This window comes from Streptomyces sp. NPDC050439 (assembly GCF_040655335.1).
Classification (GTDB): Bacteria; Actinomycetota; Actinomycetes; order Streptomycetales; family Streptomycetaceae; genus Streptomyces.
In genome coordinates this window covers 717,649-731,408 of record NZ_JBFAJT010000001.1, presented here as the reverse complement: position 1 = coordinate 731,408, position 13,760 = coordinate 717,649, and the positions used below count along the sequence as shown (strand labels likewise).

The 13,760-nt window shown below is 71.9% G+C and carries 9 protein-coding genes; 4 read left to right on the top strand and 5 right to left on the bottom strand.

The annotated features are described in order from the left end of the window. The first annotated feature begins 321 nt into the window (after positions 1 to 321). The gene (locus AB0I66_RS03380) at positions 322 to 672 is read left to right on the top strand and encodes a hypothetical protein (RefSeq protein ID WP_363205975.1); all 351 of its coding nucleotides are present in this window, start codon (positions 322 to 324) and stop codon (positions 670 to 672) included. A 27-nt stretch (positions 673 to 699) separates the two neighbouring features. Here AB0I66_RS03380 and AB0I66_RS03375 read toward each other — a convergent pair whose 3' ends face one another. From AB0I66_RS03375 to AB0I66_RS03365, 3 genes are all read right to left on the bottom strand, one after another. Further along, a complete protein-coding gene (locus AB0I66_RS03375) occupies positions 700 to 2,052 on the bottom strand; it encodes an esterase-like activity of phytase family protein (protein ID WP_363205974.1) in 1,353 nt (450 codons plus the stop codon). Positions 2,053 to 2,570: 518 nt separating this feature from the next. Next, positions 2,571 to 3,899 carry an SWF or SNF family helicase gene (locus tag AB0I66_RS03370; protein WP_363205973.1) on the bottom strand — a complete coding sequence of 443 codons (1,329 nt, stop codon included), beginning with the start codon at positions 3,897 to 3,899 and terminating at the stop codon, positions 2,571 to 2,573. Continuing rightward, positions 3,896 to 6,766, bottom strand: a complete 2,871-nt coding sequence (locus AB0I66_RS03365) for a DEAD/DEAH box helicase (RefSeq protein ID WP_363205972.1) — start codon at positions 6,764 to 6,766, stop codon at positions 3,896 to 3,898. The genes AB0I66_RS03370 and AB0I66_RS03365 overlap by 4 nt, the downstream gene beginning before the upstream one ends. A 247-nt stretch (positions 6,767 to 7,013) precedes the next feature. On the opposite strand from AB0I66_RS03365, the gene AB0I66_RS03360 reads away from it, so the two are divergent. From AB0I66_RS03360 to AB0I66_RS03350, 3 genes are all read left to right on the top strand, one after another. Further along, entirely contained in the window at positions 7,014 to 8,069 is a 1,056-nt protein-coding gene (locus AB0I66_RS03360; RefSeq protein ID WP_363205971.1) for an acyl-CoA desaturase, read from the top strand. A gap of 141 nt (positions 8,070 to 8,210) precedes the next feature. Then, positions 8,211 to 8,393, top strand: a complete 183-nt coding sequence (locus AB0I66_RS03355; RefSeq protein ID WP_363205970.1) for a hypothetical protein — start codon at positions 8,211 to 8,213, stop codon at positions 8,391 to 8,393. 192 nt (positions 8,394 to 8,585) lie between these two features. Further along, the gene (locus tag AB0I66_RS03350; protein ID WP_363205969.1) at positions 8,586 to 11,999 is read left to right on the top strand and encodes a hypothetical protein; all 3,414 of its coding nucleotides are present in this window, start codon (positions 8,586 to 8,588) and stop codon (positions 11,997 to 11,999) included. A gap of 51 nt (positions 12,000 to 12,050) precedes the next feature. On the opposite strand, the gene AB0I66_RS03345 is transcribed toward AB0I66_RS03350, so the two are convergent. Continuing rightward, the gene (locus AB0I66_RS03345) at positions 12,051 to 12,884 is read right to left on the bottom strand and encodes a hypothetical protein (protein ID WP_363205968.1); all 834 of its coding nucleotides are present in this window, start codon (positions 12,882 to 12,884) and stop codon (positions 12,051 to 12,053) included. A 491-nt stretch (positions 12,885 to 13,375) separates the two neighbouring features. After that, on the bottom strand, positions 13,376 to 13,660 hold the full coding sequence (locus AB0I66_RS03340) for a hypothetical protein (RefSeq protein ID WP_363205967.1): 285 nt from the start codon (positions 13,658 to 13,660) through the stop codon (positions 13,376 to 13,378). Positions 13,661 to 13,760 lie beyond the last annotated feature (100 nt).

The window sequence follows — 13,760 nt, the reverse complement described above, 5'->3', positions numbered from 1 at the left end:
GCCTTCAGCTCCGCTCTCATCCAACGGGTATCAACTTGCGCGCAGGGGTCGCGTCTTGACCCTTTCGAGGCGACTCTTGACGGTATGGCCATGCCGCCCGTACCGCCGCCGCCTCCCCCTCCGCCGGGTGACCCACCCCCTCCGGGCGATGGGGGCTTCGGTCCGCCCGGGGGTGGGTACGGGCCGCCGCCGGGCGACGGATTCGGACCGCCCCCGGACGGCGGAGGGTGGCCTCCCGCGGGCGGAGGCGGTGTGCCCCCGGGAGGCGACGGGTGGCCGCCTGCTCCGCCGCCGGGCGGGCCCCCCGGCCGGAGGGGCGGGATGTTCGTCCTGCTTGCGGTGATCGTCGCGATCGCAGCCGTCGTGGCCGTGGTCCTGGTGGCCACCAGCGGTGACGGCTCAGGCGACAAGAAGGGCCCTTCCGAGAGCAGCGAGAGCTCGGGCGGCAAGCCCAAGCCCTCGCTGAGCATCCCGTCTCAGATCCCCTCCGAGCTGCCGTCGGAGGTGCCGACAGAGGTGCCGACGGAGGCCCCATCGAACCTGCCGAGCGAGCTGCCGTCGGAGTTGCCCAGCGACCTGCCGAGCGGCCTGGACTCCTTGTTGCCCTCACGCGCGGACAACGAAGTGCCCTACTACTTCCTGAAGGTGAACGTCACCGAACGTGCGCCTTGAGTGCTGCGTCGCAACCGGGCCGGCAGCTCAGATGCCCTTCGGCAGCCGCACGTACGTCACCGTGGTCTCCACGTCGCTGTCCACGAGCCGGCCCTCCTTGTCGAACGCCTCCGCCCCGTCCGTCATCCCGAAGTCGTTGTCGTTGATCAGGGCGAGAGTGTGATCGTTCACGCGGGCCACACCTTCGATCTTGTCGGGGACGCCGTCGATGCCGCCCAGGTCGACCAGCAGCCGCTTCTTCAGGACGGGCACTCCGGAGTCCGCCGGATCCGCCAGCTGCTCCAAGGAGGGCTTCGTGGCGTCGTCGTCCCACCGCTTGCCGAGGATGTCGGACTTGCGGTCGAGCTTCACCGTGTGCAGTCGTGCGGCCTTGTCGGTGCGCTCTTCGACCATGAGCCGGTCACGGCCGACGGCCACCACGGAGGAGATCTTCAGCTCCGACGTGTCGTCCTCGCCCGGGTCGACGACACCCACCGCGTCGAAGCGGTAGGCGTACTCGGCGGTGACCGCCTGCTTCTTCGGAGAGAAACGCAGCAGCCGCGTCGTCCGCGACGCGTCGCCCGCGTCCTCGTCCGGCAGGGACAGGGGGCTCTGGACCGCCATCACCAGGTCGCCGCCCGGGAGTTGCGCGAGTCCCTCGAAGCCGCGGTTGCCCTTGCGGTGCAGGAGGATGCCCGGAAGTGCCTCGGCGACCGGGTAGTCGGCGCCCGACAACTTCAGGCCCTCGGGGACGTAGCGCTTGAGCACCTTCCCGTGCGCGGAGACGTGGACGAGCGAGGGCCCGTACTCGTCGACCAGCCAGAAGCTGCCGTCGTGCGCCCGCACGATGCCCTCGGTGTCGAGGCCGTTCGGGTCGTGGCTCAGTGCCGTCTTCGCGTCGTAGGTGTACGGCGCCTCGTCGCGCCCCTCCTGGTTGGGCAGGCCGGTGACGGGCTTCCCGGAGGAGGTGGTCAGCGGGAGCGCGTCGATGACCTTCACGGTGTCACCGGAGACGCGGATCTTCACGATCGCCGGATCGAAACCGGGCACAGGGAAAGTGCGACGCTTCTTGCCGTCCACCTTGATCTGGCCGTTGGGCCCGCGATCGGTGACCGTCCAGAACTCGCCCTTGCGGCCTGCCGGATAGATGTCGCTGCCTATGCCGCCGAGCTTCACCCCGCGGTCGTCGCTCACCGTGCCGGGCATCAGGGAGTTGCTGAACTTTCCCAGGGGGATCTCCCCGAGTGTCGCCGTCGAGGTGATCCGGGACGTCTTCTCCTTGCCGCCCGTCTGGGCGCCCGTGGCGGTTCCGGCCACTGCGATCGCGGCGAGCACGGCGATCGGCAGACCCGCGGCGACGGAACGGCGGACGCGATGCTTACGGGCGGCGTGCGGGGACATTGGTGCCTCCTGGGGCGCAAGTGTTCGGTGACAGCGATCAGACTTCGCCGTCGCCGCGAACACAGGGAGGCACAGAGGTGAACGTGAGGGGGCACACTGACGGCGCCTCCCGCGAGGGGCGGGAAGCGCCGTCGTCCTGTACGGGCCGGTCAGCGGCAGTTGGGCACCTGGCCCTGGTCGCCCCCCTTCGCCTGGATCGCGCTGACGTGCTCCGGCATTCCGGGGCCCTGCGGAACGGGGGAGTCAAGTCGCGGTCAGCACCCCCTGAACCGATGTGATCCACACTCGCGGATGTCATGCCCGCGCTCAATCGCTGGCCAGGGGGAGTGCTCGTGCCGGTGTTCCCGGCGCGTACGCGAGCGGCTTGAATACGCCGGTGCCCGCCGCATCGCATGACCAGGTGGACCGGCGTCAACGCTCGGGTCCGGTGCGGGCCTACGAAAGGGACGTCCGGTGCGCGTCTGCCGAGGAACGTTCGGTGCGGGCCCCGCGAAAGGCCCGCACCGAACCTGGGCGGCCTATTCGCCGCCGGTCACCACGGCCAGTGCCGTCGCCGGATCGTGCGCCGCGGGGCCCGCCGGGGTCCAGCGGCCGCGCTCCTTGCGGTAGGGCCACCAGCGGCCGTCGGTGCCGTGCCGCAGCTGGGCATCGCTTCCGACCACGGTCCAGCGGTTGCGGGCGGCGCGCAGCTGGGGGCGCTCCTCGTCGTCCCACGCGGCATCCAGCGCCGCACGCGCGCGTGCCAGCGTGTCCGCCGCGGGAGTCCACTCCTCCTCCAGAACGGCCAGCGCTGCCGGGCCGCCGTACTCCCAGGCCCGCACGGCCAGCGCGAGGCCGTCCTTGCCGCGGCCCGCGGCGGTCGCGAGGCGCTCGGCCACCGGCACGGGTGCCGAGAGGGCGAGGCGAACGGCGTCCTCGTCCGGCGTCAGTTCCTCCGCGACCGGATGGCTCTCGTGTCCGAGGGAGAGCGCTTCGGCCAGCAGCCGGTGCGCCTCCACGGCCGCCTGTGCCGCCAGGAATTCGAGCGCGGCCACATCGAGGCCGGGCGCGGGCTCCTCCTCGGTGTCGAGCGAAGGCGGCAGGCCCGGCTCAGGCGGCAGCGGAGGCAGTTCGGGCAGCGGGGGGAGGATGGCCCCCTCCGCGTACGCCTCGTCGGCGTCCACGCCCTCCTGGGCCCCCTCCAGCTCCTCGCCGGACGTCTCCTCGGCCTCCGCATGTGCCACGCTGCGGACCTGCAGCTCGTCCAGCAGCTCGCGCTCCGCACGGCCACGCATCAGGAACAGCACGAACGGATCCTGGTCGAGGAGCCGGGCCACCTGGTAGCAGAGCGCGGCGGTGTGCCCGCAGTGGTCCCACGCGTCGCAGTCGCACTCGGGCTCCAGGTCGCCGATGCCGGGCAGGAGTTCGACTCCGGCCGCCGCGGCGTCCTCCACCAGGTGCGGCGGCATCTCACGGTCGAGCAGCGCCGCGATGTGCCCGGCCCGCTCGACGGCCATGCCCAGGAAGCGGTCCCACTCGTCCTCGCTGAGCCGCTGCAGCAGCACGTCGGAGCGGCGCGGGGTGCCGTCGCGGTCCTGGACGACGGCGGTGATCCGGCCGGGGCGCACCGAGACCGCGCCCACGGCTCCCGCGCGCGCGAACCTGCGTCCGGCCTTCAACTGCTGCAGGTCCAGGGCCGTGTCCTCAAGGGCCTTGAGCCAGGCCTGGCCCCACCAGCTCTGTGCGAACCCCCGGCCGTGGGTGGCCGGCAGTGCGGCGAAGGTGCGCTCGTGCTCGGACGCGCCCTCCCCGGGACGATCGTCCCCGTGCGTCTCGTCGATCGGCTCGTCATACATGTCGTCGCTCATCGAGTCCCCCCTCGCAGCTCCACCAGGTCAGACAGCTCGGCGTCGGTGAGTTCCGTCAGCGCCGCCTCGCCCGAACCGAGCACCGAATCCGCCAACTCCCGCTTGCGCACCAGCATGTCGGCGATGCGGTCCTCGATGGTCCCCTCCGCGATCAGCCGGTGCACCTGCACCGGCTGCGTCTGCCCGATGCGGTACGCCCGGTCGGTGGCCTGCGCCTCGACGGCGGGGTTCCACCAGCGGTCGTAGTGCACGACGTGCTCGGCCCGCGTCAGGTTCAGACCGGTACCCGCCGCCTTCAAGGACAGCAGGAAGACCGGGACTTCGCCGTCCTGGAAGCGCTCGACCATCGCCTCGCGCGTCGCGATGGGCGTGCCGCCGTGCAGGAACTGCGACGGGGTGCCGCGGGCCGCCAGGTGCTGCTCGATGAGGCGCGCCATCTGGACGTACTGCGTGAAGATGAGCACGCTCGCGTCTTCGGAGAGGATCGTGTCGAGCAGTTCGTCGAGGAGTTCCAGCTTTCCGGAACGGCCCTCGATCCGCGGCTTGTCCTCCTTGAGGTACTGCGCGGGGTGGTTGCAGATCTGCTTGAGGCCGGTGAGCAGCTTGACGATCAGGCCGCGTCGGGTGAAACCGTCGGCGCCGGAGATCTCGGCGAGGGTCTCGCGCACCACGGCTTCGTAGAGCCCCGTCTGCTCCGTGGTGAGGGACACGGCGCGGTCGGTCTCCGTCTTGGGCGGCAGTTCGGGTGCGATGCCCGGGTCGGACTTGCGCCTGCGCAGAAGGAAGGGGCGTACGAGCTGGCCGAGCCGCTCGGCTGCCGCCGGATCCGTGCCGCTCTCGACGGCCTGGGCGTAGCGGGAGCGGAAGGTGCCGAGCTTGCCGAGCAGGCCTGGTGTGGTCCAGTCGAGGATGGCCCACAGTTCGGAGAGGTTGTTCTCCACGGGGGTGCCGGTGAGCGCCACGCGCGCGCGTGCGCCGATGGTGCGCAGCTGCTTGGCGGTGGCCGAGTACGGGTTCTTGACATGCTGGGCCTCGTCGGCGACGACCATGCCCCAGGAGGTCTGCGCCAGGCTGTCCGCGTCGAGCCGCATCGTGCCGTACGTGGTGAGCACGAACTCCCCGTCGGCGAGGCCCTCCAGGCTGCGCCGAGAGCCGTGGAAACGGCGTACGAGGGTACCGGGGGCGAACTTCTCGATCTCGCGCTGCCAGTTGCCCATGAGGGAGGTGGGGCACACGACCAGGGTGGGTCCGGCGGTCTCGTCGTGGGTCTGCCGGTGCAGGTGCAGGGAGATGAGCGTGATCGTCTTGCCGAGCCCCATGTCGTCCGCGAGGCAGCCGCCCAGGCCCAGGGAGGTCATCCGGGCCAGCCAGTTCAGGCCGCGCAGCTGGTAGTCGCGCAGATGCGCGGCGAGCGCCTCGGGCTGGCCGACGGGCTCCATGCCCTCGGGGTCCGCGAGGCGTTCGCGTAGCGTGGCGAGCCAGCCCGTCGGCTGGACGTCCACGCGCCGCCCGGCCAGTTCGGTGGTGCCCGTCAGGACGGCGCTCAGGGCGTCGATCGGGGTGACCTTGTGGTCCTGGTGTGCGCGGGCGCGCCGCGCCTCTTCGGGGTCGATGAGCACCCACTGGTCGCGCAGGCGCACCACGGGTCGGTTGGCTTCGGCGAGCTGGTCGAGCTCCGCGCGGGACAGCTGTTGGTCGCCCAGCGCGAATCGCCAGTTGAAGGCGAGCAACGCGTCGGCGGAGAGGTATGACGGCGTGTCCGACGAGGGCTTCTCGGGGTCCTTGGTGTCCTCGTCGGGCGGGCCGATGACCGCACGGGCGGTCAGATTGCGCGCCAGCTCCCTGGGCCAGTGCACCTCGACGCCCGCGGTGGCGAGCATGCGGGACCCCTCGCCCAGGAGCGAGGTGACTTCGTCGTCGGCGAGCTCGATCGCATCGGGGACGGTGGCCGAAAGCAGCGGCGCCAGCGGCGGCCACGCGCGCGTGGCGCGTCGCAGCGCGAGCAGGGCGTCCATCCGTGACCGAGCCCCGAAAGCCTGCCCCGACGCGCCGGAGCCGGCCCACGCCTCGGCCGCGTCCGCCACGAGCGAAGGGTCGCTGACGCTGTGCAGTTGAAGTACGGCGCGGAAGGGCAACCTGGTTTCGTCGGGGGTGTCGGACACCAGGCCGGGCACTTCGACGCGCAGCGAGATCCGTACGCCGGCGTCGTGCCCGGCGGCGACATCGGCGGCCCAGGGCCGCTGCTCGGGGATGTGTCGGGGCTGCGGTGAGGCGAAGGGCGCAGCGCCCGCGGCCAGCGACGCGGCGGGGGTGCGCGGCAGCGTGTCGGCCACCGCGTCCAGGAACTGGCGCAGCAGCCGTTCCGGTTCGGGCAGCCGCAGGGGCTCGGAGCCGCCCTCCAGGGGCAGGGCGTGCGCGGCGGGGGGCATCGCCGCGGCGAGGTCGCGCAGACGTCGCAGGTCGTCGGCGCCCAAGGGACCCGCGCGCCATGCGTCGTGATCGCTCGTCGTCAGACCGGGCAGCAGCAGTCCGCGCGCGGCGAGTTGCAGCGCCAGCAGGCCCGCCGTGCCCCAGAACGCGGCCGTCGGGTGAACGCCCGCCGAGGCACGCGCGCGTGTCAGGACGGGCAGCGCCGCACGCATCGGAAGCACTGTCGCGGATACGTCGCTGAGCTGGGCTCCTTCATCGCCGGGAACCGCGATGGCCAGTTCCTCGACGGTGCCCGCGGAGCAGGCGGGGGGCGCGTCACCCTCGGGGTGCCAGAACGCGACCCGGCCGGTGCGTGCTGGGTCGGCGGGGACGAACAGGACGGAGTAGCGGGACAGTTCAGAGATCTCGGAAGGTGACGCGGCAGAGGGCCTGGGCACGGCGATGGCGCATTCCTCAAACTTGACTACTGGGAGTGGAGCGGCCGAGAGTACAACACCTCGGACCTCGGACGTGAGTGATCACGAGGTGATCCACGTCACGGAGTGTCGAAGGTGTAGCTAACCCCCCTCCCGGGCGGTGCTGTCCCCCTCCCGAGACGGGTGAAAGCGTCATGGTTGTCGCAGGTCACGGGCTCATACGTTGTGTCACGTCCGCCCGATCCAGTCAGAGACCGGAGACCTCACCATGTCCCAGGCCGCCGCAGCAGTCGCGGAACGTTCCCCAGGCACCACCACGAGGCAGCCCGCCGGGAGCGATTTCGCGCCTCTCCTGCGCACCGTCAAGGAGCAGGGGCTCCTGGGCCGCCGCACCGGCTGGTACGCCCGCACCATCGCGGTCAACGCCGTGGCCCTGGCGGCCGTGGCGACGGGCATGTTCCTTGTCGGCGGCTCCTGGTGGGTGCTGCTCCTCGCGCCCGTCCTCGCCGCACTGTGTGCCCGCACGGCGTTCATAGGCCATGACGCCGGGCACTCCCAGATCACCGGTGACCGCGGCGTGAGCCGCGCCATCGGCCTCATCCACGGCAACCTCCTCCTCGGCATGAGTTCGGCCTGGTGGAACGACAAGCACAACCGCCATCACGCCAACCCCAACCACATCGAGAAGGACCCCGACGTCGCCGCGGACGTCCTCGTCTGGACGAGCAAGCAGGCCAAGGTCCGGGTGGGATTCCGGCGCTGGCTCACCCGCAACCAGGCCTGGCTGTTCTTCCCGCTGACGCTGCTCCAGGGCGTTGCCATGAAGATCTACGGTTTCCAAGACCTGCGCCGCCAGGCCCCTCGCGAACGGCTGCTCGAAGGCTTTCTCCTGGTGGCCCACCTCATCGGGTACGTGACGCTGCTGCTCGTCGCCATGCCGGTGGGGCACGCCCTCGCCTTCGCCGCCATCCATCAGGCGCTCTTCGGTCTGCACCTCGGCCTGGCCTTCGCGCCCAACCACAAGGGAATGGAGATGCCCGATCCCGACGGAGAGCGCTGGGGCCACCTCAGCCGCCAGGTCCTCACCTCGCGCAACATCAGGGGCAGCGCGCTGACCGACTGGTTCCTGGGCGGACTCAACTACCAGATCGAACACCACCTGTTCCCGAGCATGCCCCGCCCCAGCCTGCGGCGTGCCCAGCCACTGGTCCGCGCCCACTGCGCCAAGCTGGGCATGCCGTACACGGAGGCCGGATTCATCGACTCCTACCGGCAGGTGCTGCGCCACATGTACGAGGTCGGCGAGCCGCTGCGGGTCGAGTAGCCACGCGACCCACGAAGCGGCTCAGGGTTACCTCAGGGTCGCTCCTCAGGGGTCTATCAGGGGAGCAGTCCGGAACCGTGGACGGCCCGAGCCCGTTTCTCAAGACAGAGAGCGGCAGCAGCCGCGAAGGAGGCGACACACATGTCGAAGAACGCGAAGATCGCCGCAGGAGGCGCGGCGGCCGGACTCATCCTGTTGATCTGGCTGCCCTGGTGGGTTGCCTTCCTGATCGTGGTCGGAGTCCCGGCCGCGGCTTATCTGACCCTCGACCCCGGGCAGCGGCGCAGGCTGCGCCGCGTCTCCCGGAAAGAACTCGGGCGCTGATCCGGCGCCCCGCAGCGGGCAACACACCGGTGAGAAATCGCCCGAAGACCAGCGGCTGACGGCTTCTCCGCTCGCGGTCGCGCCCAGCGTGGCACCGCGAGCGGAAAACCCCTTGCGCTCCGTCAGCCGCACGGTGACCATGGCGCACATGACTTCCCGAAAGGAGGCCCAGCGATCCCACGGTGATCGCTGATGGCCGCATATGAGGCGTCGCAGACGCCGTCCCTCCCGCCGCAGCCCACTCCCGCGCCGCTGACGTCGGCCTGGCTGGCGGTTCACTTCGACCCACTGCCCTTCCCGGCCCGTATGAGCGCCCTCGCCCGTTACGCCCGGGCGCTCACCGAAGACGCGTACAGCACACTCCGCGCGGCCCTCGCTGCCGGCACCCCTGACGACCGGCACACCGCCCTCTTCCTGGCCGAGGCCCGGCGCGACCTCACCACCATCGCCGAAGCCCTCGCCGATCCCTTCCTGCGCCGCCGCGCCCTCTCGGCGTCCATCCGGCTACCCGTGCCGGAAACGGCCCTGGAACAGCTCGTGCTGAGCGACATCGCGGCGGCACGCCGCGAGACCTACCGCGTCCTGCGCCTGAGCCGGCGGAGCGCCCTCGCCGCACGCCTGCTGCCCGAGGTCCACGAACGGTTCGGCGCACGGGACGCCGCTCATCTGCTGCCCGCATGCCCGGCCGAGACGGTCGGAGTGTGGCTGCCCCGCCTCGATCCACCCGTCGGCGTCCTGAGCGCGCTGACCCGCACCGCACCACTTGCCGTGGCCCAACTACTCGCTGCCCGGGGCGAGAGCCGCGCCCATCGCGACGGCCATCGCTTCGTGGCCCGCAACCGAGCGATCGCGAGCGGGGCCGCGCAACGTGACCCGGAGGCCGGACTGCTGCTCCTGGCACAGGCCCCCGATCTCCTGACCCCGCGAGCCGCCCGGACGCTGCTGCAACACCCCTCCAGAGTCCTTGAGATCCTGCGCGCGGCCCCGCTCGACCACGATGGCTCTCCCCGCGAGCTAAGGATCGCTGCCGGTGCACTGCCGCCCGCCACCCGACGAGCCCTGCACGCGCTCCCACCCGCGGAGTTGATGGAACTCGTCCGTCGCTGCCCCGTGTCGCAGCCACGCCACCGATGGCCGGGACGCCACGACACCGGGCCCGACGGCCTGGTGGTCATGCTGCCCGCACCGGACCGCCGCCGCCTCGTCGAGGAACGCATCGCCCGGCCCCGCTCGGTGCGGAGCCTGCCCATGGCCACGCTCACGGCCCTGGAGCCAGCCGACAGGGCGGAGCTCGTCATGCCCTTGGTGGAACGCTTCGCGCGTCGCGAGTGGACACTGAGCCGCCTCGCCGTCGGTCTTCCGCTCACCCTGGGAGAACCGCTGCTGCGCGACATGGCCGGGCAACACCGCGTCCACCAGCGCCAGATGGCATGGCCCGCGCTGCTCGCCTGCGCGGAACTCGAAGGCGACCCGGAGCAGTTCGCGCGGATCGCCGAAGACTGCGAGCGGGCCTGGCACGACCAGGAGGAAGTACGCAGAGCCGCTCTCCAGCAGCTCTCCGGGGCGCCCTCTCGTCTGCTCGCGGCCCTGCCCGACCGGGTCCTGCGTGACGCGGCACTGACCACCGTCCAGTCCCGCGACTCGACCACCTCCACCCTGGCCGCGGCGGAACAACTGCTCCGTCGCGCCGCCGAGAGCGCCGCGGCGACCGGCAGGCTGCACCGCGCGGCCTACGCGGTGGAACTGCTCTGCGACGTCGTGTCCGACCCGCGCTCCCGCAAAACCGTCGCGCCGCTGCGCATCGGTGAGGAAGCGGCGCGTGCCGTCTGGTCTGCCACATCGCAGGGCACACCGGCACCTCCCGGCCTCCGCAGCGCCCTCGCGGAACTCCTCGCGCCGCACCTCACCGCACTGCCGGAACTCGACGCTCTGGTACGTGTCATGGCGCTGGAGTCCGACGACCCGGACATCGCCGCTCGCGCGGCGGCCGCCTGGGTGGGTCCGGTGGAGCTGCGGGAGCGGCGCAGTGCCGAACTGATCGGCCACGACGCTTCGTTCGCGTCGGTGCCGGTCATCCTGCGCACCGTCGTCACCAGGCGCACCGACCTGCTGGACTCGGTGCTGCGCGCCGCTCGGGACGGGCTCACCGGCCGCGTGCGCCCCCGCGCCGCCGCCTGGGCCGCGGGGCTGCCCACAGGCGTCACCGGCCGCTGGCTGCCGGCACAGCGCCGCGCATGGGACGAGCACCACGCGCGCGTGGCGGCCGACGAGCTGGCCCCACTGCGCACCCGTGCCGACGCGGCGGCGCAGGTACGCGAAGCCGCACTGCTGACCGCACTCGCGGAATCAGCGCCGCAACCCGTCGCCGCGGCGGCACTCTGCGCACTGGGCGAGATCCTCGGTGCGGCGTACGACGGCGTACCGCCCGCCACCGAGCCCCTGCTGGACACCTTGCTGCGGCACGCCGCGACCGGCGGCGTCCGGGGGCGGGCCGCCATGGCATCGGTACGCCGACTCCTGGCGGTGGTGCCGGACTCGGAAGCGGTCGCCCTGCTCGGCCCCGTGGCCTGCGCGGCGGACACCCCCGTCGGCTCCCGCAAGGAAGCCGTCCGCGCTCTTGGCGCGCTCACCGGTGACGCGGCGTTCGACGCTCTGGTGGCGGCCTGGGACGCACCGCGCCAACACCGCGACGTACGTGCCGTGGTGGCCCGCCATCTTCTCGCCGCGATCGACCGCCCAGCCATCGCGGACCGTCTTGCCCGGGCGGCGGACCAACCCGCCGTACGGGAAGCGGTGATCCACGCGCGCGTGGGGCCCGTGAAGGAATCCGCCGGGCAGGCCTACGCGGACTTCCTGGCCCGCTTGGTGAGGGACGGCGACGAAGAGACCGTGGTCGCCGCGTGCCGCGCCCTGCCCGCCTGGTTCACCCCCCGATCGGCCGACGCCATGAGGGCCGTCGCCGACGTCGCCACGGACCCGGGGCGGAGCCGGCGGGAGTGGGACACGGCCGCACAGCAGTTGGCCTGGTTCCCTCCGGGGCCGGTCGGAGGGCCCATCCTGAAGAGCGTCATCGAGCGGCTTCAAAGCCTTGCCGTCGCGCCGGACCCACAGGTGCGCGCTGACGCGCTGCGCCGTCTCTCCGGCATCGCCGAGGCCGTGCACGTCCGGCGAGGCTCCGCCCAGACGCTCCTCGTCGCCGACGCTTTGGCCCTGTCGCTGCGCGCCGTGGGCCTCTACCCCGACGCGGCGGCCCTGACCTGGGACACGTCGCTGGCCGCCGTGCGCCACGGCCAGCACGACGCGGCGCGCTGGGAGCGGCTGCTGGAGCTGGTGGAAGAACGCCCCGAACGGCTTCCCCTGGCGAGCGCACTACAGCTCGACGTCCCGACGCCACGCGCGCGTGCGGCCCTGCTCGCGGCCGCCCGTCTGCTGCGCGAGCGAGGGACCCCGGTGGCCGGGGTGATGGCGCTCGCGCTGGTGCGGGCCGGCGGCCGGGCGACATCGTGGGACGCGACCTGGCGCGCCGAACTGGTGGCGCTGCGCGACCACACGGACCACGACACGGCGATGGGCGCGTTCGTCCTCGCCGCCGAACAGAACCCGTGAGGAATCGCGCGCCCCGAAGGTTCGCTCCGGTCAGGGGTTGGGGCGAGGCGCTCAGGTGGGGCGCACGGCCATCTTGTCGAGTGCGTCGAGGAGCGCGGGGAGTTCGGGACCGCGGCCCACCGGCAACACCTCGCCCGGCTCCTCGTCGAGAAGCACGAACGCGATGTCGTCGGTCCTGGCGACCATCGACCAGCCAGGACCGTCGGCACGAAGAATGCGCGCCTCGCCGGAGGCGAAGGAGGAGCGCACGCGGCCCAGCGGCGGCGGGAGGCTCACATACGCCCGCGCCTCGGCCAGCACGCGGCGCACACCGGTGAGGGGGGCTTGAGCGGCCTCGTCCTCGGCCTCGACAGCGGCATCGGCCGCGGGGGCGCCGTCGGTGAGGAAATCGGCGTCGTCGATCTGTTCGCGCCATGCTGCCCACTGAAGCGCGATCTCGTCCGCTCCCAACCGGCGCTGAGCAGGACCCCAGGTGTCGGACTGCGGAGGTGAGAGCGGCTTCTCGTCCGCTTCCTCGGGCGCGGGATCGTGCGGAGCGGGCACGTTGGGCGCCGCGACCGCGACCGCCAGTGGCCAGCCGGGCAGTGCCGCGACCACCGTGCGTTCGTCGGGCGACAGGTCGTACTCCATGCCGCAGTCCCAGGAGGCGATGGCGACGGCCACGAGGGACACGTCGTCGACGACGACGGTCCACCGGGCACCCGCACCATCCTGACCGAGCACCAGGCCGTATCCGGTGGCGAGTGGCGCGAGCCCCAGGGCCGCGCACGCCTCCGGATAGTCGTCACCGAGCACACTCGGGAACTTCGCGGGTGTCAGCAGCACCGCGGTCAGCACGTACAGCGCGTCGTCCTCGGCGGCGACAGCGTCGTCCGTTCCGGCCATGCCAGCCTCCCCATCGCTTCATCTGTCGGCGCACCCTAACCACAGGTCCGGTTGATCGTCGAGGGGCGTGTGACCAGGAAGGGTGCTCGCAGGCGCCGCGAAACTCGCTCGTGGGCGCCCGCGCCGGTCGCCTAAGGTGCGTGTCATGCCTGGAGCCAGTGCGCACTATGTCTGTCTGCCGTGCCGTGCTTCGTTCAAGAAGTCGGCCGACTACGGGCGCGCGCGTGCCGAGATCTGCCCGCAGTGTGAGGGTCAGTTGCTCAACGCGGGATCGGCGCTCGCCGTGCCCAAGCGCCGCGACACAGCGGCCTGGCGCGCCTTGAGCGTGGTCCTGCTGTCCGGACTCCGCTTCCGTCAGGGCTGCTGCGGCGATGGCCCGGGCTATCGCCCCCGTACCCCGCGCGAGGTCCGAGAGCGCCTCGTGCACGCGGCCGAGACAGGCACCCCCTTCCATGAGGCACTGGCCTGCCCCGATCCCACGCACACGGATGTCAGGCGGCAGGCAGGCCGAGGAGCGTACGCGCTACGACCGTCGGCGACTCGTCGCGTTCCCGGGCGAGGGCGATGACCGCTCGGCAGGCGAGTTCGCTGACACCGAAGGACAGCGCCTCCGGCGACACCCAGCCCGCGGCTTCGTCCGCGCGGTCCTGATCGTCGTCGGCGGACGCGGACACGTAGACGGCAGCCGCCTCGAAGAGATTGTGCGGGCGGCGCCGCTCCTCCTTGCCGCGCACCGCTTCGTCCGTGCGCCACAGCTTGCGGAGCTTGTCGAACATGTGGGCCACCTTCCCCCGGTTGTGGTTGCCGCTGATGATCACTCATCCGCCTTACTCCAAAGTAGAGTTGGAGCTCCGACGACAGAAGGGGGGCCGTGCG